This window comes from Leifsonia sp. AG29, from assembly GCF_009765225.1.
In the GTDB taxonomy this organism is placed as follows: domain Bacteria; phylum Actinomycetota; class Actinomycetes; order Actinomycetales; family Microbacteriaceae; genus Leifsonia.
On record NZ_VMSF01000001.1, the window covers coordinates 3,292,899 to 3,310,395 of the forward strand.

Sequence of the window (17,497 nt, forward strand, 5' to 3'; positions counted from 1 at the left end):
CGGTAGGAGGCCTACACTGGCCCGCATGCCTTCCGCCAGCAGTCCCCCCAGTGTGCTGATCGTCGACGACGATCCGCTCATCCGGGCCGTCCTCCAGGCGGCCCTGGAGGCGCACGGCCACCGCAGCGCCGCCGTCGCCGACCCGGACGAGCCTCACGGGCTCGCCGACCCGGACGCCGTGGTCCTCGACGCCACGCTCCCCGGACGTTCGCTGAGCGAATCCCTCGACCTGCTCGCTCACCGGGACGATGGCACCCCCCGCCCGATACTGGTGGTGAGCGGTGCGCTGACCCCGCCGGCCGAGCTCGCCGGCACGGGGGTCCGCTACCTCGCGAAACCTATTCCGCTCGCTGAGTTCGTCGCGGCCGTGGGGGCGCTGACCGGTTCCGGTTCGCGGGACGGGCCACGAGAGGCAGGGTACCGGGGCATATGAGCGACACGGCAGCACGGCAGCGGACGCTCCGCGTCGTCGTCGCGGACGACGACGCGTTCACCGCGTCGATGGTCGCGTCCGCGCTCCGGTCGCTCGGCTGGGACGCGGTGCAGACCACCGACGCGGACAGCGCCTGGGAGACGATCACCGGCTCCGACCCGAACGCCGTCGTGACCGACCTCGACTTCGGCACCGGCCACTCCGGAGGGGACCTGCTCTGGCGGGTGCACCGCGAGCTGCCGTGGGTCGGGCTCGTCGTGCTGACCTCGCACCTCTCCCCCGAGCTCGCCATCGGCGACGGCGCCCTCCCGCCGTCCGTCGTCTATCTCGTGAAGTCGCAGGTGCGGGACGTGGCCATGCTGGCCGAGGCCGTCGATGCGGCGATCATCGGAGGCGCGCACCCGCCCGCGGAGCCCGACGGCGACGTGCGGTCGGTCACCCGGTCGCAGGCGGAAGTGCTGCGGCTGGTGGCGGCAGGAGCCTCCACGCGGCGCATCGCGGCCGAGCGCGGAACCAGCGTGCGGGCCGTCGAGACGATGCTCGTACGGCTCTACTCGGCGCTGGGCGTCGACTCCGACGAGCTCGCCAACCCGCGCGTCGCTGCCGCGCGGCTGTGGCAGCAGGGGCGGGTACGGATCCGCTGACCTGCCCCGCGCGCGCCAGCGTCAGCCGGTTGGGCGATTGAACAGTTGAACGGTCACTAAGTGCCCTTGCGCACGGCGTGTCGCGGGCCGTTGAGGGCCACTAGTGACGGTTCAGAGTTGCTACGAACCTCGGCCGTTGTGGATAACCGGCGGCCCTACCGGCCGAACAGCGCGGCGATCCGCCCGCGCAGCCCTGAGCGCGCGACGGGAGGCGTCGCCGCCGGCGCGCTCTCGGTCTCGTTCTCGCGATAGCCCGAGTAGCCGCACGCCGCACAGTGCAGGAGCTCGACGTGCACCGCGAGTCCGGCGCCGTAGTACGGGTTCGGTTCGGTGCGCGCTTTGCCACCGCACTGGGGGCACCGGACCTGGGACACGCCTCCATTGTGCGCCGGTCGCGGGGAAAGGGAAGGGAGGCCCGGCCCCCGGTGCGGATGCGCTTCGTTCGCAGCGCGAAGAGCGGCCGATTCCCGCGCCCGACGTGCAGCACCCCTCCTGTGAGACCTCTCAGACCCGCGCGGAGGCGGCGCCCTGCTTGCCCCCCGTTCGGGGAGGAGGGCGTGACCGTCGCGTGAACTCCGGGTGACGCCGGGTCGGCGCGCCGGAGGCGGCTCTTAGGATCACAGTCGCCGGGCGATCGCCCGGCTTCGTCTCGCCACAGGAAGAAGGAAACGTGTCCAGACCGTCACGTCCGCGCCGCAGGTCCGGCGCGGTCGCGGGCTTCGCGCTCCTCGGTGCCGCCGCCCTCGCAGGCGCCGGCATCCTCGCGGGGGCTCCCGCGCTCGCCGACACCGACGGCGGCCCCGACCACTCGTCGCACGGGGACCACTCCAACCAGACCACCACGCCCATCAAGCACCTGGTCGTGATCTTCAACGAGAACGTCTCGTTCGACCACTACTTCGGGACCTACCCGAATGCGGCGAACACCGACGGCACCCCGTTCCACGCGGCGGCGGGCACCCCCTCCGCGAACACGCTCGTGACGAGCGGAACGCTCACCAGCAACCCCAACCTGTACGCGCCCCAGCGGCTGAGCCCGGCGCAGGCGCTGACCTGCGACCAGGACCACAACTACGCCGACGAGCAGGCCGCCGTGGACAACGGCAAGATGGACCTCTTCGTGCAGAAGACGAGCCGTGACGCGTGCACCGGCGCTTACGGGGCTCCCGGGCTCGTCATGGACTACTACGACGGCAACACGGTCACGGGACTCTGGAACTACGCCCAGAACTACGCGATGAGCGACAACAGCTGGGACACGACCTTCGGCCCCTCCACCCCCGGCGCGCTCAACCTCATCTCCGGCCAGACGCACGGAGGCACGGCCTACGACCCGAAGACGGGCGCCGTCCTCCCCGCCTCGACCGCCGTGCAGTCGCCTGACGCGGCCGGCGTCGGCACCGTGATCGGCGACCCCGACCCCGTCTACGACGACTGCTCGGACAACGACCACACCTCGACCTACCCGGTCGTCGGCATGTCCGGCAAGAACGTCGGTGACCTGCTGAACGCGCGTGGTGTGACCTGGGGCTGGTTCCAGGGAGGCTTCACGCCGACCACCGCCTGGGACGGCAAGGCGGGCGACTACGCCAAGTGCGACGCCACCACCGCCAACATCGGCGGCGCGACGCCGAAGGACTACTCGCCGCACCACTCGCCGTTCCAGTACTACAAGTCGACGTCGAACCCGCACCACCTTCCGCCGACCTCGGTGAAGGCGATCGGCCACACCGACCAGGCGAACCACCAGTACGACATCACGGCGTTCGACGCCGCGGTCAAGGCGGGCGACCTCCCCGCGGTCTCGTTCCTCAAGGCCCCGGAGGCGCAGGACGGTCACGCCGGCTACTCCGACCCGATCGACGAGCAGAAGTTCCTCGTGAACGAGATCAACGCCCTCCAGCAGTCGAAGGACTGGTCGAGCACCGCCGTCGTGGTCGCCTACGACGACTCGGACGGCTGGTACGACCACGTCGCGCCGACCGTCACCAACGGCTCGAACGACTCGAAGGTCGACTCGGCGGTCTGCACGAGCGTCACGACGATCGCGGGAGGCTACGCCGACCGCTGCGGGCCGAGCCAGCGCCTCCCGCTGCTCGTCGTCTCGCCGTGGGCCGCTCAGAACAAGATCGACCACACGAACACGAACCAGGCCAGCGTCCTGCGTTTCATCGAGAACAACTGGTTCACCGGCCGGATCGGGGACGCCTCCTTCGACGAGACCGCCGGCTCGCTCGCCGGCCTGTTCGACTGGGCGCACCCGCAGCAGCGCCAGGTCCTGCTCGACCCGGCGACCGGGGCCGTGGCGAAGGTCGTCCCGACCAAGCCGCACTGGCCCGAGCCCCCGCGAGACGGGTGGAAGTCGCAGCCGTAGGGGCGGCGCGCGACCAGAAGGGGGCGGTCCGGACGGACCGCCCCCTTCCGCGTCAGCGGAGGTGCGCCTCCAGGTACTCGGAGAGCGAGAGCGGACGCCGCCCCGTCACCCGCTCGACGTCGCCCGTGACCCCGGCCAGCTCACCCGCCGCGATCGCGGTGTAGGTCGAGACCCACGCGTCGTACTGCCACTGCGGCGCCCGCCAGCGCTTGCGCGACTCGTACGCCTCCGGGACGGTCTCGTCGTGGAACGAGACGGCGCGACCGAGCCGGCTCGACAGCACCTCGGCGACCTCGGCCATCGTCAGTTCCTCCGGGCCGGTGAGGTTGTAGGTGATGTTCGCGTGGTCGCCCGGGTGCTGGAGGACCGCGGCCGCGACGCGCGCCACGTCGGCCCGCGCGACCATCGCGGCGCGCCCGTTGCCCGCGGGGCCCCGGATGACGCCGTCCTCGCCCACCATGTTCTCGACGAAGTCGAGGTAGAGGTTGTCGCGGAGGAACGTGAACGTCATCCCGGTCGAGCGGATCCGCTGCTCCGTCGCGTCGTGGTCGCGGGCGAGGGTGAACGTCGCGTCCGGGGCGGCCCCGAAGAACGACGTGTAGACGATGTGCCGGACTCCGGCGGCCGCGGCCGCGTCCACGAAGGCGTAGTGCTCGGCGAGACGGTCCGCGTTCTCGGCCGCTGAGACCATGAAGAGCACCTCGACGCCGGCCAGTGCGGCGCGGGCGGCGGGCGCATCGGCGTAGGACGCCTGCACCACCGCGCTCCCGGGGAAGTGCGGCGCGCGCTGCGGATCGCGGGCGAGCATACGGAACGGCACGCCCGCGTCGGCCAGAGCGTCCGCGGTCAGCCGGCCGACCATGCCGGTCACCCCGGTGACGGCGAGCGGGGGGAGGGAGGCGGCGCTGCCCGAGGGGCTGCCGGCTGCGGTTTCCATGACGGCATCCAACCGCGGGGAAGGGCGTCGGGCAAGGAGGCGCCTCCCGGGATGCACCGCCGCTCGACCACCTCCCGCCATTGAGCGGTCGCTTGTGGCCCTGTACTGCGGCGTGTCCCGGCCGGTTACGGGCCACTGGTGACCGTTCAACCACTCGAGGGGGCGGACTGCTGTGGATAAGTCGGCCCAGGATGGCCGGATCAGTCGATCAGCCCGCGCTCCTCCAGCTGCCGCAGCACCTCCCGGCCGGCGGGCGGGCATCGGTCTGCGTCCCCGGTGCCGACCCAGTGAACCGCACCGACTTCGCCCGCGGGTCGCGGCTCGGCGTCGGTCCGAGCGAGGAACATCCGCATGTGCGCTTCGCGTCCCTCGGGCTCGCCGTGCGCCTGCGTCCTCACGTCGAAGAGCTCCTCGAGGTGGTCCGGGTCGAGGCGCAGGGCGACCTCTTCGCGCGCCTCCCGGGCCGCCGCCTCCACGGCCGTCTCCCCCGGGTCGATCTTGCCTCCGGGCAGGTAGTACACGTCGCGGTCGCGGGCTGTCACCATGAGCACGCGACGGTCGCGCACGACGGCCACGGCGGCGACCAGGAGGGGCGGAAACGTCACCCCCTCACGCTACCGGCCCGGCGCGTGGCGTCGAAGGGCAGGGAGGAGGACCGCCGGGACACGCCGGTCGGGGACGGGTCGGGGAGGCTCTTCCGGCCGAGAGCGGTCGCGGGATCCTCCGTTCGCTGCACGCACGACCGGCAACGCACCCTCGCGGAGACTGGCTGCCGCCGTGGTGCGCGTGACAGGATCGGCTCGTGACCGGACGGACGATGCTGCTGGACAGCGCCTCCCTGTACTTCCGCGCGTTCTACGGCGTGCCCGACACGGTGACCGCGCCGGACGGCTCGCCCGTGAACGCCGTCCGCGGGTTCCTCGACATCATCGCGAAGCTCGTCACCGACTTCGCGCCCGACGAGCTCGTCGCGTGCTGGGACGACGACTGGCGCCCCCGCTGGCGCGTCGAGCTGATCCCGAGCTACAAGGCGCACCGGGTCGCCGAGCTCGTGCCGGGCGGAGTCGACGTCGAGGAGGTGCCCGCACCGCTCGTCGCGCAGGTGCCGCTGATCCGGGAGGTGCTGGACGCTCTGTCGGTTCCGGTCGTCGGTGCGGCCGAGCACGAGGCCGACGATGTCATCGGCACGCTCGCGGCCACCTCCCGCCGGCCCGTCGATGTCGTGACCGGCGACCGCGATCTGTTCCAGCTGGTGGATGACTCGCGCGACGTCCGGATCGTCTATACCGCCCGCGGCATGAGCAACCTCGAGGTCGTCACCGAGGCGACGGTGCGCAGCAAGTACGGCATCGGAGGCGCCCAGTACGCCGACTTCGCCACGATGCGCGGCGACACCTCCGACGGGCTGCCCGGAGTGGCCGGAGTCGGCGAGAAGACCGCGGCCGCGCTGCTCGCGGAGTACGGGGACCTCCCCGGCATCATCGCTGCCGCCGAGGACCCGGCGAGCGCGATGAAGCCCGCGATGCGCGCCCGTTTCGCGGCGGCCGCCGGTTATCTCGAGGTCGCCCCGCGCGTCGTCGAGGTCGCCAGAGACCTCGAGTTGGCGCCGTTCGAGGCGAGCATCCGCCGACTGCCGGAGGAACAGCGGGCCCGGCTGGGCGAACTCGGCGCGGCGTGGGGTCTCGGAGGCTCGCTCGACCGAGCCGTGGCCGCACTGGAGAACGCGTCGGCCTGAGTCGGCCCGCGCCTCCCTACGAGTCGCCCCCGCCGGGTTGCCACTGCCAGAGCTCGCGCTGCGCCAGGAGAGCCAGCTCGCGCAGGACGTCGAGGTCGGCCTCCGCCTCCTGCTGGCTCCGCGGCTTGCGCGAGAAGACGCACACCGCTCCGATCCTGGTGCCGTCGGGAGCCTCGACCGGGTAGCCGGCGTAGTAGCGCAGCGCGGCGGGACCGGACGCCAGCGGGCTGCCGGCGAACCGCTCGTCGAGTTGAGCGTCGCACACGGCCATCCCGTCGCTGGTCTGGACGGTGTACAGGCACACGGACTGCTCGATCGGGAACTCGAGACGCGCTGCCCCCGATGCCGCGAGCGCCCACTCCCTGCGGTCGTCGAGCACCGTGAACATCGCGATCTCGGTGCCGAGCGTCCGCTTCGCGGTGCCGACCAGGCCGCTCAGGCGTGGATCGTTCGTCCGCTCGGAGAGGCGCAGGCGGTCGATCGCCTCCGCCCGGTCTGCGCTGTGCCACTGCACCGGCGCGGGCGCCGGAGGTCGCTCCTCCAGGGCCGGCGCCAAGGCGTCGGCGAGCGTCCGCGCCCAGAACAGGTAGTCGGCCGGCGAGCGGTGCCGCGCCGCGTCCACATGAGGAGGATCGGCGAGGGGGACGAACAGCGCCCCGGCATCCCGGCACTCGAGGCGTGCGACGAAGTTGAGCCGGTCGGCATGGGCTCGGATCGCCTCCTGGGCGCGGGCGTGCCGAGCGTCGAACCCGCGGATCGGCGGGGCGCCGAGCCACGCGATGACAGCGCTGCTGTGCTGGCGAGTGCTGTGGAGGAGCGCCCCGACCCGGTGCGCCCAGCGCGCGGGAGGGACGAACCGCACTGCATCCTCGACCGCGGCGCTGAGCACGACGACGTCGTAGCGGGGGAGCCGCCGGGATCGCAGAATCCGGCGCAGCCGCCGCACACCCGCGGACGGCTGCGCCATGACGTCGACGATGACCCCGCGCCCGGTCGTCGCCGCGAGCGCGCGCGCCAGCGCCCCCGGGAGGGCCAGGTCATGGCTGCCGACGCCCCAGCCGACGACCGGCCCGGATCCGGCCAGGAGCACGTGCAGCACGCGGCGCCCGGCGGCGAACGCCTGCGGCGCACCGGCCGGCCGGACCATGCCCCCGCGCGCGGCGGAGGCGCGGAGGCGCCAGAGGCCGGCCGCGGCACGCCCGCGCACCGCCGCTCCGAACGTCACCCTCGCCGACTGCACCGCTCCGACCGTATCCCCGAACGAGGGTGTCGGACCAGCGGACGCGCGCCCGGCGGCGCGCGCAGGTGTCGGTAGTGGGCGCATCCGAGCGCGGGAGGCGCGTCAGCGCGTCCGGGCGGCGTCCACCTCGCGCAGCCATTCCGCGTTGCCGCGGATCGCGGCCTCATAGCGCAGCAGGTCGTCGCTGAGAACCCGGTCGGCGGCCAGCTCCATCAGCTCGCCGACCGCGGCGTCGCTGCGGCCCGCCGCGTGGAGGGACAACGCGTGCCACACCCGGAGCGAGTCCGACCAGGGGAACTGCTCCAGCCCGCGTTCCAGCACCGCCAACGACTCGTCGTACCGCTCGAGGTTCCGGAGCGTGCTGCCGTACTGCACGAGGCACCGGCGCAGCGCGTCGCCCGAGAGCCCCGCCTCCAGGGCGCGCTCGTAGTAGCCGGCGGCGGTCTCCTCCTCGCCCGCGGTGTCGTACGAGCCGCCGACCTCGTACAGCACGTGCGGGTCGTCCGGGTGGTCGGCGAGCACGGCGAGGAACGCGTCGATGGTCGGCTGCATGCGCTCGCGATCGCGGGCGTCGAAGATGGCCCGGAGGCGCTCGAGCAGGTCTGGTGAGGTCACGACCGGTCAGCCTAGCGACGAACACGGTCGGGACGCGGCGCGCCCGCGCCCCTGGAGGGGGCGCCGAGGCGCGCGTAGGGTGCCTGCCATGAAGCTCATCATCTTTCTTACAGGTGCCGCCGTCGGGTTCGTCATCGGGTCGCGGGCCGGGCGCGGGACATACGAGGACATGCGTCGCAAGTGGCGCGGATTCACCGAGTCGGACACGGTCCAGCAGGTGAAGGGTCAGGTCTCCGACCTCGCCGGGAAGGCCGCATCCGAGGTCGGGGACAAGGTCAGCGGCGCCGTCAACAAGGCCACCGACAAGGCGTCGGCGAAGATCGACGAGGTCACCGGGCAGGGCTCGGCCACGCCGTCCACCGCCTCCTGAACGAAGGCAGCGGCGACGCGAACGCGACCGCGGGCGGCTCGCTCACGCTCCCTCCGGAGGGTGGGCCAGCAGCTCGACCCGCTCCGCGAGGTACGGAACGAACTCGCGCGCGTTCGCGTCGCCGGCCGCGGCGCTCCAGCGGACCAGGAGGCGTCCCTCCCGGAGGAAGACCGGCCCGCGGGAGGCGCGCAGGGCGTCGCTGCTGAGCTCGATCGGCCGGGCGTCGAAATCGACCGTTTCCCCGGGCGCGAAGTGTCCGCGCTCGGCGGCGGCGCGCAGCGCCCGGCGGGCCTCGGCCGTGCCGGACAGGTTCTGCGGGCGGCCCACGGGCGTGGCGCGGATCAGGGAGCCGGTCGCGTAGAGGGTGCCGTCGGGGCCCAGCAGGACGACGCCGAGCCGCCAGACGCGCCCGAGCGGCCGCAACACCGGCTCGCGAGGAATGCCCAGGGTGCGGCGGCGGGGAACGTATTCGGCGAGGGCCTCGTCGCGGGCCCCGGCCGTGGTGAGCGTCCGAACTGCGTCGGCGACCGCCGCGCGCGCCGCGGCCACGGCTGCCTCGTCGCGTTCATCGGTGTCGGCCACGAGGCCGAGAATACCTACTCCGCTACCGCGGCGTCGGCGCTGTCCGTGCCGTCGGCCAGTCGGACCGAGAACGAGTTGTCGTCGGTGACCATGAGCAGTTCGACGCCGTGCTCGTGGCGCAGCACCACGAGTGCGGAGGCGTCGGTCTCGAGCACGCGCTCGACCTGGCGCAGGAAGATCTGCACCATCTCCTCGGTCACCCGGAAATCGCGCCCGAGCGCGTTGACGACGTAGGCGGGCTGCCTGACCGCCCGCCGGACCCGGGCGGTCTCCTCGCGGAACCCCTCCACGGCGCCTCGGAACTCCGGTGTCATGGTCATGGGTGCCTCCGTTCCTCCCGGCGACCCGTTTCGCAGCCCTCCGGATCACAAACGTTAGGCCGATCCGTGTTTTTCGGCAGGGGGTTGACGAAGGGGTTAGATGGGAGGCATGAGATCGTTCCCCCTCCCGCAGACCGGCATCGAAGCCTCCAACGTCATCCTCGGCCTGATGCGGATCTCCTCCCTCACCGACGAGGAGATCCGCACCCTGGTGAGCACCGCCCGCGACGCCGGGATCACCATGTTCGACCACGCCGACATCTACGGCGACGAGCGGCACGGCTGCGAGCGCCGCTTCGGCGAGGCCGGTGCGGTGCCCGCGTCGGAGCGCGACCAGGTCGTCATCCAGTCGAAGGTCGGCATCCGCTCCGGGTTCTTCGACTTCTCGCGCGAGCACATCCTCTCGACCGTCGACGAGTCGCTCGCCGCTCTCCGCACCGACTACCTCGACATCCTGCTGCTCCACCGCCCCGACACGCTCGTCGAGCCCGAGGAGGTGGCAGCCGCGTTCGACGAGCTGCACGAGGCGGGCAAGGTCCGGTCCTTCGGCGTCTCCAACCACACGCCAGGCCAGATCGAGCTGCTCAAGAAGTCGGTGCGGCAGCCGCTCGCGGTCAACCAGCTGCAGCTCAGCATCACGCACGCGCCGATCATCGCTCAGGGCGTTGCCGCCAACATGGCGGGTCTCGACCAGTCGATCTCGCGCGACAACGGGATCCTCGACTACAGCCGCCTCCACGACATGACGATCCAGGCGTGGTCGCCGTTCCAGAAGGGCTTCTTCGACGGCGTCTTCGTCGGCGACCGCGAGGCCTACGCCGAGCTCAACGAACTCCTCGACGAGCTGGCGAAGAAGTACGACGTCACCCCGACCGGCATCGCCGTGGCCTGGATCACGCGGCATCCCGCGAACATGCAGGTCGTGCTCGGCACCACGAACCCGCAGCGCGTGCGCGACTCGGCGGACGGTTCCGACATCCCGCTGACGCGGCAGGAGTGGTACGGGCTGTTCCGGGCCGCGGGGCACACCCTCCCCTGAGCGGCGACGGAGGCGCGTCTGCGGCGCGTCGGGACGACTGCGCCTGCGCGCGCGGGCGCACTCGTCCCGAGCGTGCGCAGACGCGCGCTGCAGGGCCGCCTGCGCCCGAGCCCGCTACGCCAGCAGCGCCGCGATGACCAGCAAAGCCGGCACCGCGAAGAGCGTTGTCAGCAGCACGACGTCGCGGGCCACCGGCATTCCCCGCTCGTACCGAGCCGCGAAGTTGTAGACATTCTGGGCGGTCGGCAGCGCGGCGAGCGCCACGGCAGCGAACAGGGCGTGCCCCTCCAGGCCGAACAGCCGGGCGACGAAGAACGCGACGATCGGCATCACCGCCGACTTCAGCGCGACGGCGGTCGCGATCTCGGCCCGGCCGTGCCCGGCGCGGAGCGGGCGCGACCCCACCAGCGACATCCCGAAGGCCATGAGGACGAGCGGGACGGCCGCGCCTCCCAGCAGCTCGAACGGCTTCAGGACGGCGGCCGGGATCGCGACGCCGGAGACGTCGACGAGGATCCCGAGCACCGACGCGATGATCATCGGGTTGCGGATCGGCTGCGTGAGGATAGACCGCACCGAGACCGACCCGCGGCTCGTCACGTCGAGCACGGTCAGGGCGATCGGTGCGAAGACGATGAGCTGGAGGAGCAGCACCGGCGCCACGAAGGAGGCGCTCCCCAGCACGTACACCGCCACGGGGAGCCCGATGTTGTTGGCGTTCACGTATCCCGAGCCGAGCGCGCCGATCGTCGTCTCGGCCGCCGGCCTCCGGAAGAACAGCCGCGACAGCGCGACGAACACGCCGGCGGAGAAGATCGCGGCGATCGCCGCGACGACGAGCTGCGTCGAGAAGACGACGTGGAGGTCCGCCTTCGCCAGCGTCACGAAGAGCAGCGCCGGATTCGTGACGAAGAAGGCGATCCGGTTGAGCACGAAGGGGGCGGTGGGGCCGCCGATCCGGAGCCTTCCGGCGATGTAGCCGACGAGGATGACGAAGGCGATGATCCCGAACCCCGTCAGCACTCCGCCCACGGAGCAAGCCTAGTTACGGGCTCGCGCCCCTCCCGTCACCCCCGCCGCTGCGGTGACCGAGTGATGCGCACAGCGACAGTGACGAGCAGCACCAGCGCGGCAGCGGCGAACGCGGTGACGGCGACGGGAGGCGACGCCAGCGAACCCGCGAGCCGTGACACCCCGATCCACGCGAGTCCCCACGCCGCGGCGACCGCGGGGGCGAGCCTCCCCCTGTCCCAGAACGCGAGGGCGCACGCGATGACGGTGAAGACGCAGAGCAGCGCGATCGCCCACGCGTGCGCGCTCAAGCCGAAGCCCCGGAAGCCGGCCGCCTGCAGGGCCGCCGCGATGTTCGCGACCGTGGCCACCATGACCCAGCCCAGATACAAGCCGAAGGTCCCGTCGAGCAGCACGGCATCGGCCGTGGAGGCCCCGGGGTCGGCGCGGAGGACGCCGAAGGTCGCGATGAGCTCCACGAGAAGCGCCACGATCACCACGACGCTCAGCGCCAGGAGACCGGCCTGCACAGAGAGGATCCATGCCGCGTTCAGCAGCAGGGAGGCGAGCACCCAGTACCCGGCCCGGCGCTGGCGCTCGCGCGCGGCCTGCGAGGGGAGTGCCTGCCAGACGGCGTAGCAGATGAGGCCCGCGTAGATCACCGACCAGATGGCGAAGGCGGGGCCGGCGGGCGCCAGGAGGGTCGCGTCGGGCCCGAGCGCTCCTCCCGCGACCTCGGGGATCGGCGTCCCGCCGACGAAGCCGGAGCCGACGACCGCCCCGACGAGCATCACCACCGCTCCGACGATCACTGCGACCTGGCGGACGCGATCGGCGGGGATGGGCCGGGAGGCGGACGCGATGCTGCTCACGAAGAGCACGCTAGACCGTCTCAGCGCGCCTTCAAAGCGATGACGACGCTCGTGCGCAGCTCCGGATCGGTTTCGGTACGCGTGTCGAGCCCTGACGCGGCGAAGAGCGCGGCGGAGGTGTCCGCCTGCGCTTCGGCGGCCTCGATCAGCAGGACGCCCGCCGGAGCGAGCCATCCGGACGCCTCGGCCGCGATCCTCCGATGCACGTCGAGACCGTCGGCGCCGCCGTCGAGGGCGACAGAAGGCTCGTGGTCGCGCGCCTCGGGAGGCATACCGGAGATCGCCGAGCTGGGGATGTACGGCGCGTTGACCGCGAGCACGTCGACTGTGCCCCGCAGCGATGACGGCAGCGCGCCGAACAGGTCGCCCTCGAATACGCGGTCCGCCGGGAGATTGAGCCGCGCACACCGAACGGCGGCGGGATCGACGTCGGCCGCGTAGACCTCGGCGCCCGGTACGCGCGCAGCGACGACGGCGCCGATCGCTCCGGCGCCGCAGCACAGATCGACGACGGTCGAGCCCCGGTGCGCGAGCATGGCCGCCCGCTCTGCGAGGAGGGACGTCCGCTGGCGGGGCACGAACACACCGGGCTCGATCCGGAGGCGCAGCCCGCAGAACTCCACCCAGCCGAGCAGCGGCTCGAGAGGCTCGCCGGCGACCCGTCGCGCGACCAGCGCCTCCAGCTCAGCGGCCGAGGAGGCCGCCTCGGCGAGCAGCACCGCCTCCTCTTCGGCGAACACGCAGCCGGCGGCGCGCAGCCGCGCGACGATGGACGGGTCCGGCTCGCTCACCCGGCCATGCTAACGGCGATCAGCGACCGGCGAAGGCGGTCAGCACGGCCGCTGGGCGGGGGTAAGCGCGGGCGGCCGCATCGATCCGGGCGAGGGCCAGCCCTTGACCCGGCCCTGTCGAGGCGTATGCATGTTCCATGAAGCGCATACACTACGCAGGCGGCTCGCTGCTCACCGGAGACGACATCGCCGACGTTCTCGTGCGCCTCGCCGAGGCTCTGGCCCTCAATAATCGCGCAGCGGACATCCACGCACCCGCGGTCACCGACCGGGGCACCGTCTCCGATGTGACCCTCCTCATCGGGCCGGCCAGCCAGATGCTGGCCGAGGTCGAGCTGTACGACGGGGACGAGCTGGAGGATCGGCCGTTCGTGGAGGAGATGGAGGCGCGCGTCCGCGAACTCGCGCCCCAGCGAGCAGGCTTCGTGCGGAACGGCACCGACGGTCTCGACGACGTCGACATCGACATGCTCTGAGGCGTTCGCTCGCACCCATCGGGCGACCGCGACGGTCTCACTGGAAATGCCCGGCGTGCCGCGTACTATCGGCCGAGAGGTCCCCGGCCGGACAACGGGGGAAATCACTTATGCAGGTGTTCCACGTCTATATCGACGAGCTGCGCTTCACTTTCGTCGACCGCCGCCCGGTCGACGATCTGAAGGCCGCCGTGGTGCAGGCGAGCCGGAACGCCGGCGACTTCGTGGCGGTGACCCAGTCCAGCCGGCCGCCGACCGAGATCTTCGTCACCAGCCAGACGCGGATCCGGATAGAGACGGCGACCATCCCGCGCGACAACATGGGCGCCGCGGCGGGCGATGCCGGGGGCGAGGACGACGATGACGCCTTCTGGTTCGATTTCGACTCGCTGAGCTGAGGCCCGATGACCTCCTTCTGGATCGACACGGCACCGCCCGTTCCCACCGACCGCTTCGACTGGGACGGCTCCTACGACGTCGTGATCGTGGGAGCCGGCCTGACGGGGCTCGCGACCGCGGTCATGCTCGCGCGCACCGGCATGCGGGTGACCGTGCTGGAGGCGCGGACGGTCGGCGCGGTGACGACCGGCAACACGACCGCGAAGGTGAGCCTGCTGCAGGGCACGACGCTCTCCTCCATCCGTCGGCACTCCTCCGACCGCGTGATGTCCGCCTATGTCGACGGCAACGTCGCCGGTCAGGGCTGGCTGCTGAACTTCCTCGACGACCACGGCGTCGGCTACGACGTGCGCGACGCGGTCACCTATGCCAGCACCGAGGAGGGACGGCAGGCGATCGACGCCGAGCTGGAGGCTGCGCGCGCCGCGGGCCTGCCCGTGTCGCCGGGCGGCGCCTCCGAACTGCCGTTCCCCGTGGAGGGAGCGATCACCCTGGCGGCGCAGGCCCAGATCCACCCGATGCGCGCGCTCGCCGCGCTCGCCGGGGAGTTCCGGAGGCTCGGCGGCCGCATCGTCGAGGGCGAGCGCGTGACCGACGTGTCGGCGTCCAAGCCGGCAACGGTCACGAGCACCTCGGGGACGACCACGGCCGACGCCGTCATCCTCGCGACCGGTACGCCCATCCTCGATCGCGGCCTGTATTTCGCGAAGACGGAGCCGGCCCGGTCCTACGCCGCCGCCTTCCGCGTCCCGGGCCCGATCCCCCACGGCATGTACCTCTCGGCCGACGCCCCGACACGGTCGCTCCGCACCGCCTCCGACGACGAGGGCGAGCTGCTGCTCGTTGGCGGCAACGGACATGTCGCCGGGCGTGCGGACTCGCCTGCGGCGCTCCTCGCCGACCTGACGGAGTGGACGGAGCAGCACTTCCCCGGCGCCGAGCGCACGCACTGGTGGTCCGCCCAGGATTACCTGTCGGCCAACCGTGTCCCGTTCGTCGGGTGGCTCCCGCGCGGCCGGGGCCGCATCTACCTGGCGACCGGCTACGGCAAGTGGGGCATGACGAACGCCGTCGCAGCGGCGCTCAGCCTCACCGCTGACCTGACCGGCGAGGACCTCGACTGGGCCCGCGTCCTCCACCACCGGGTGACCCGGCCGGCCGATCTCGCCTCCGGCGTCGCCTTCAACGCGGGCGTCGGCGCCGAGGCCGTCACGCGGTGGACGGCCGCGGAGACCGGACCCGAGCTGAGCGACGAGCCCCCAGCCGAAGGAACCGGCGTCGTCGGGAGGCGCGGGCGCGTGCCCACGGCGGTATCGACCGTCGACGGCGTCACCTGCGCCGTCGCGGCGGTCTGCACCCACCTGGGAGGCGTGGTCCGCTGGAACGACGCGGAACTCTCGTGGGACTGCCCCCTCCACGGCTCCCGGTTCGCCCCCGACGGGACCGTGCTCGAGGGCCCGGCCACCGAGCCGCTGCCGCCGCCCCGCGAGCGGGGCCCGGCGACGGCTCCCGAGCCCGAGGCGCTCCCCGAACCGGGCTAGGCGCGGCGCTCCGCCGCTGAGTGCGCCCGCTTGGGACGCTCGCGCCTGCGCGCGCCGCCGCAGATGTCCCAGGGGGCCGCAGAAGCGGCCCGCGCCCGCGACCCGCCGGGCTCGCGACCTATACCGGACGTTCAGCCCGCGCTAAGGTCGCGTCATGACGATTCCCGGCGACGAGAGCAACCCCGAGCAGCCCGGCGGCACCCCCGCCCAGCCGCCGACGCCCGCGGAGCCCGCGGCCGGCGGCGTTCCCGCGACCCCTCCCCCCGCCGGCGGCGACCTCCCTCCAGCACCCCCGGCCTACGCCGCGCCTCCGGCGCAGGACGGGTTCTCCGCGTACCCGTCGTCGGCGCCGGCTCCCGCGCCCGTGGCTCCGGCGGCCCCGCCGCGCACCGTCAACATCGCCTTCTGGCTGTACATCGCTTCGGCGGTGCTGAGCGTGATCAGCGGGATCCTCACGATCATCCTGATCTCCAGCCAGCGCGACCAGCAGTTGCGAGTGCTCCAGGATCAGGGCAACCTGCAGGGCGCGAACCCGAACACGCTCGTGGACGCCATCCAGGCCACAGTGATCACCCTGTCGATCGTGACGCTCATCTTCTGGGCCGTCACTTTCGTCCTCTTCGCCTTCTTCGCGCGGCGCGGAGCAGGCTGGGCCCGCATCGTGCTCACCGTCCTGACCGTTCTCTCGCTGCTCAACCTGCTCGCCGGTTACGGCGTGGGCGCGCTGCAGGTCATCGCCTCCATCGTCGCGATCGTGCTGCTCTGGCTGCGACCCTCGAGCGAGTACTTCGCGGCCGTCAAGGCCTCTAAGGCGCCTCGCGCCTGACCCGCTCCAGCCGTCCTGGCAAGGGCCCCCGGGATCATCCCGGGGGCCCTTGCCCGTTCCCGGGGCGGGCGTACTCTCCGTGCGTGAAGGACGAAATTGGAGAGGGAGGCGCGCGACGATGCCGGCACGCGAACCGCAGCTCAAGGACCAGAAGCTGTACGAGGAGCTCCGCAAGGAGGGCAACTCGAAAGAGAAGGCCGCACGGATCTCCAACGCGGCAGCGGCGAGAGGCCGCAAGTCGGTGGCCAGCAAGGGAGGCAAGTCCGGCTCGTACGACGACTGGACGGTGCCCGAGTTGAAGAAGCGGGCCAAGGAGCTCGGCCTGAGCGGGTATTCGAAGAAGAACAAGGGCGAGCTGGTCGAGGAGCTCCGGAACCACTGACCCCCGCGCGTACACTCGCCGCATGGATCTTCGGGAGGCGGCGGAGGAGCTGTACGCGACCGACCCCTCCGACTTCGTCGCCCGCCGGTCGGCTGCTGCGGCGGGGGCCGACCGCGACGTAGCAAAGGAGATCCGCAAGCTGCGGAAGCCCTCGGCGGCCGCTGCGGCGATCAATGCGCTCGTGCGGGAGCACCCCGACCTCGTCGGGGATGTGCTCGAGGTCGGTGACCGCATGCGCGAGGCGTTCGCTGCGCGCGACCGCGAGAAGATCCGCGCGTTGACGCAGGAGCGGCAGCGCCTCCTCCAGCGCGCGACAGCCGATCTCGGGCTCAGTCCCGCGGTGCAGCGCGAGGTCGAGGAGACGCTGCAGGCGGCCGTCATCGATGCCGCGGCCGCGGCGGCCGTGCGGAGCGGGATGCTCGTCCGAGGCCTCGAGTCGACCGGTGTGGACCAGGTGGACGTGACCGATGCGGTTGCGCTCCCCGTCGAGGTCCCGGAGGCGCGACCGGTCGCGGCCGAGGGAGACCAGACCGAGGAAGACGGGTCCCAGGCACCCGACGTCGAGGAAGAGGGGCCCGAAGCATCCGAGGCCGAGGAGGCCGCAGAAGCAGGGTCGGAAGAGTCGCCGAGCGCGCGTCGCGAGCGTCAGCGTCGCCTCCGCGCGGCCGAGCGCGCCGTCGAACGGGCGCGCGCCGACGCCGAGTCGCTCGACGACGAACTGGACGAGGAGCTCGAGCGACGGGGCGACCTGGAGGCGGAGCGCTCGCGCCTCCAGCGCCGGCTGCAGCGGGTCGCCGACGACCTCGCCGAGTCGCGCCCCGCCGAGCGCGACCTGCGGGCCCGCATCCGGGAGGCGCAGCGCGCCGTGAGAGACGCCGAGCGCGACCTGCGCTCCGAGCAGGAGTGATCC

The 17,497-nt window shown here is 72.3% G+C and carries 22 protein-coding genes; 12 read left to right on the plus strand and 10 right to left on the minus strand.

Annotated features, from left to right (window positions below; translation table 11 throughout):
- The first annotated feature begins 25 nt into the window (after nucleotides 1–25).
- Both FPT20_RS15790 and FPT20_RS15795 read left to right on the plus strand, forming a co-directional pair.
- Nucleotides 26–433 (plus strand): response regulator, encoded by a 408-nt coding sequence (locus FPT20_RS15790; protein ID WP_158867059.1) that lies wholly within the window; start codon nucleotides 26–28, stop codon nucleotides 431–433.
- Nucleotides 430–1,077 (plus strand): LuxR C-terminal-related transcriptional regulator, encoded by a 648-nt coding sequence (locus FPT20_RS15795; RefSeq protein WP_158867061.1) that lies wholly within the window; start codon nucleotides 430–432, stop codon nucleotides 1,075–1,077. Before FPT20_RS15790 ends, FPT20_RS15795 begins: the two co-directional genes overlap by 4 nt.
- Before the next feature lie 155 nt (nucleotides 1,078–1,232).
- Here FPT20_RS15795 and FPT20_RS15800 read toward each other — a convergent pair whose 3' ends face one another.
- Nucleotides 1,233–1,451 carry a hypothetical protein gene (locus FPT20_RS15800; protein WP_158867063.1) on the minus strand — a complete coding sequence of 73 codons (219 nt, stop codon included), beginning with the start codon at nucleotides 1,449–1,451 and terminating at the stop codon, nucleotides 1,233–1,235.
- Between the two features lie 296 nt (nucleotides 1,452–1,747).
- Between FPT20_RS15800 and FPT20_RS15805 the strand changes: the two genes are divergently transcribed.
- Nucleotides 1,748–3,451 carry a phospholipase C gene (locus FPT20_RS15805; RefSeq protein WP_158867065.1) on the plus strand — a complete coding sequence of 568 codons (1,704 nt, stop codon included), beginning with the start codon at nucleotides 1,748–1,750 and terminating at the stop codon, nucleotides 3,449–3,451.
- A 52-nt stretch (nucleotides 3,452–3,503) separates the two neighbouring features.
- On the opposite strand, the gene FPT20_RS15810 is transcribed toward FPT20_RS15805, so the two are convergent.
- On the minus strand, nucleotides 3,504–4,388 hold the full coding sequence (locus tag FPT20_RS15810; protein WP_158867067.1) for an NAD(P)H-binding protein: 885 nt from the start codon (nucleotides 4,386–4,388) through the stop codon (nucleotides 3,504–3,506).
- 200 nt (nucleotides 4,389–4,588) lie between these two features.
- A complete protein-coding gene (locus FPT20_RS15815; RefSeq protein ID WP_158867069.1) occupies nucleotides 4,589–4,993 on the minus strand; it encodes an NUDIX hydrolase in 405 nt (134 codons plus the stop codon).
- Between the two features lie 212 nt (nucleotides 4,994–5,205).
- On the opposite strand from FPT20_RS15815, the gene FPT20_RS15820 reads away from it, so the two are divergent.
- Nucleotides 5,206–6,123, plus strand: coding sequence for a 5'-3' exonuclease (locus FPT20_RS15820; RefSeq protein ID WP_158868294.1), 918 nt, complete (start codon nucleotides 5,206–5,208; stop codon nucleotides 6,121–6,123).
- 16 nt (nucleotides 6,124–6,139) lie between these two features.
- On the opposite strand, the gene FPT20_RS15825 is transcribed toward FPT20_RS15820, so the two are convergent.
- Together FPT20_RS15825 and FPT20_RS15830 are read right to left on the minus strand one after the other, a co-directional pair.
- Complete coding sequence (locus FPT20_RS15825) at nucleotides 6,140–7,363, minus strand: GDSL-type esterase/lipase family protein (RefSeq protein ID WP_158867071.1); 1,224 nt, start codon at nucleotides 7,361–7,363, stop codon at nucleotides 6,140–6,142.
- Nucleotides 7,364–7,465: 102 nt separating this feature from the next.
- Nucleotides 7,466–7,978, minus strand: coding sequence for a tetratricopeptide repeat protein (locus tag FPT20_RS15830; protein WP_267902730.1), 513 nt, complete (start codon nucleotides 7,976–7,978; stop codon nucleotides 7,466–7,468).
- Between the two features lie 88 nt (nucleotides 7,979–8,066).
- Between FPT20_RS15830 and FPT20_RS15835 the strand changes: the two genes are divergently transcribed.
- A complete protein-coding gene (locus FPT20_RS15835; RefSeq protein ID WP_158867073.1) occupies nucleotides 8,067–8,348 on the plus strand; it encodes a hypothetical protein in 282 nt (93 codons plus the stop codon).
- A 42-nt stretch (nucleotides 8,349–8,390) separates the two neighbouring features.
- On the opposite strand, the gene FPT20_RS15840 is transcribed toward FPT20_RS15835, so the two are convergent.
- Both FPT20_RS15840 and FPT20_RS15845 read right to left on the minus strand, forming a co-directional pair.
- Nucleotides 8,391–8,930 carry a hypothetical protein gene (locus FPT20_RS15840; RefSeq protein ID WP_233265572.1) on the minus strand — a complete coding sequence of 180 codons (540 nt, stop codon included), beginning with the start codon at nucleotides 8,928–8,930 and terminating at the stop codon, nucleotides 8,391–8,393.
- A gap of 14 nt (nucleotides 8,931–8,944) precedes the next feature.
- Complete coding sequence (locus FPT20_RS15845; RefSeq protein ID WP_158867075.1) at nucleotides 8,945–9,250, minus strand: TetR family transcriptional regulator; 306 nt, start codon at nucleotides 9,248–9,250, stop codon at nucleotides 8,945–8,947.
- Nucleotides 9,251–9,359: 109 nt separating this feature from the next.
- On the opposite strand from FPT20_RS15845, the gene FPT20_RS15850 reads away from it, so the two are divergent.
- Complete coding sequence (locus tag FPT20_RS15850) at nucleotides 9,360–10,289, plus strand: aldo/keto reductase (RefSeq protein WP_158867077.1); 930 nt, start codon at nucleotides 9,360–9,362, stop codon at nucleotides 10,287–10,289.
- Nucleotides 10,290–10,403: 114 nt separating this feature from the next.
- Here FPT20_RS15850 and FPT20_RS15855 read toward each other — a convergent pair whose 3' ends face one another.
- From FPT20_RS15855 to FPT20_RS15865, 3 genes are read right to left on the minus strand one after another with little or no spacing between them, the layout of a single operon-like run.
- A complete protein-coding gene (locus tag FPT20_RS15855; RefSeq protein WP_158867079.1) occupies nucleotides 10,404–11,321 on the minus strand; it encodes an AEC family transporter in 918 nt (305 codons plus the stop codon).
- Between the two features lie 35 nt (nucleotides 11,322–11,356).
- Nucleotides 11,357–12,172: a TspO/MBR family protein gene (locus tag FPT20_RS15860; RefSeq protein WP_233265573.1), complete on the minus strand. Its 816-nt coding sequence runs from the start codon at nucleotides 12,170–12,172 to the stop codon at nucleotides 11,357–11,359.
- A 20-nt stretch (nucleotides 12,173–12,192) separates the two neighbouring features.
- Complete coding sequence (locus FPT20_RS15865) at nucleotides 12,193–12,963, minus strand: putative protein N(5)-glutamine methyltransferase (protein WP_158867081.1); 771 nt, start codon at nucleotides 12,961–12,963, stop codon at nucleotides 12,193–12,195.
- Nucleotides 12,964–13,100: 137 nt separating this feature from the next.
- On the opposite strand from FPT20_RS15865, the gene FPT20_RS15870 reads away from it, so the two are divergent.
- From FPT20_RS15870 to FPT20_RS15900, 6 genes are all read left to right on the plus strand, one after another.
- A complete protein-coding gene (locus tag FPT20_RS15870) occupies nucleotides 13,101–13,439 on the plus strand; it encodes a hypothetical protein (RefSeq protein WP_158867083.1) in 339 nt (112 codons plus the stop codon).
- A gap of 110 nt (nucleotides 13,440–13,549) precedes the next feature.
- Nucleotides 13,550–13,837, plus strand: coding sequence for a hypothetical protein (locus FPT20_RS15875; RefSeq protein WP_158867085.1), 288 nt, complete (start codon nucleotides 13,550–13,552; stop codon nucleotides 13,835–13,837).
- Nucleotides 13,838–13,843: 6 nt separating this feature from the next.
- Complete coding sequence (locus FPT20_RS15880) at nucleotides 13,844–15,379, plus strand: FAD-dependent oxidoreductase (protein WP_158867087.1); 1,536 nt, start codon at nucleotides 13,844–13,846, stop codon at nucleotides 15,377–15,379.
- Between the two features lie 154 nt (nucleotides 15,380–15,533).
- A complete protein-coding gene (locus FPT20_RS18075) occupies nucleotides 15,534–16,205 on the plus strand; it encodes a hypothetical protein (RefSeq protein WP_233265574.1) in 672 nt (223 codons plus the stop codon).
- A 118-nt stretch (nucleotides 16,206–16,323) separates the two neighbouring features.
- Complete coding sequence (locus FPT20_RS15895) at nucleotides 16,324–16,587, plus strand: DUF7218 family protein (RefSeq protein WP_158867093.1); 264 nt, start codon at nucleotides 16,324–16,326, stop codon at nucleotides 16,585–16,587.
- Nucleotides 16,588–16,609: 22 nt separating this feature from the next.
- On the plus strand, nucleotides 16,610–17,494 hold the full coding sequence (locus FPT20_RS15900) for a hypothetical protein (protein ID WP_158867095.1): 885 nt from the start codon (nucleotides 16,610–16,612) through the stop codon (nucleotides 17,492–17,494).
- Nucleotides 17,495–17,497 lie beyond the last annotated feature (3 nt).

Excerpts from the sequence above, each read along its gene's own strand:
- FPT20_RS15790 (WP_158867059.1), top strand. The coding sequence starts at position 26 with ATGCCTTCCGCCAGCAGTCCCCCCAGTGTGCTGATCGTCGACGACGAT.
- FPT20_RS15795 (WP_158867061.1), top strand. The coding sequence starts at position 430 with ATGAGCGACACGGCAGCACGGCAGCGGACGCTCCGCGTCGTCGTCGCG.
- FPT20_RS15810 (WP_158867067.1), bottom strand. The coding sequence starts at position 4,388 with ATGGAAACCGCAGCCGGCAGCCCCTCGGGCAGCGCCGCCTCCCTCCCC.
- FPT20_RS15820 (WP_158868294.1), top strand. The coding sequence starts at position 5,206 with ATGCTGCTGGACAGCGCCTCCCTGTACTTCCGCGCGTTCTACGGCGTG.
- FPT20_RS15835 (WP_158867073.1), top strand. The coding sequence starts at position 8,067 with ATGAAGCTCATCATCTTTCTTACAGGTGCCGCCGTCGGGTTCGTCATC.
- FPT20_RS15845 (WP_158867075.1), bottom strand. The coding sequence starts at position 9,250 with ATGACCATGACACCGGAGTTCCGAGGCGCCGTGGAGGGGTTCCGCGAG.
- FPT20_RS15850 (WP_158867077.1), top strand. The coding sequence starts at position 9,360 with ATGAGATCGTTCCCCCTCCCGCAGACCGGCATCGAAGCCTCCAACGTC.
- FPT20_RS15870 (WP_158867083.1), top strand. The coding sequence starts at position 13,101 with ATGAAGCGCATACACTACGCAGGCGGCTCGCTGCTCACCGGAGACGAC.
- FPT20_RS15875 (WP_158867085.1), top strand. The coding sequence starts at position 13,550 with ATGCAGGTGTTCCACGTCTATATCGACGAGCTGCGCTTCACTTTCGTC.
- FPT20_RS15880 (WP_158867087.1), top strand. The coding sequence starts at position 13,844 with ATGACCTCCTTCTGGATCGACACGGCACCGCCCGTTCCCACCGACCGC.
- FPT20_RS18075 (WP_233265574.1), top strand. The coding sequence starts at position 15,534 with ATGACGATTCCCGGCGACGAGAGCAACCCCGAGCAGCCCGGCGGCACC.
- FPT20_RS15895 (WP_158867093.1), top strand. The coding sequence starts at position 16,324 with ATGCCGGCACGCGAACCGCAGCTCAAGGACCAGAAGCTGTACGAGGAG.
- FPT20_RS15900 (WP_158867095.1), top strand. The coding sequence starts at position 16,610 with ATGGATCTTCGGGAGGCGGCGGAGGAGCTGTACGCGACCGACCCCTCC.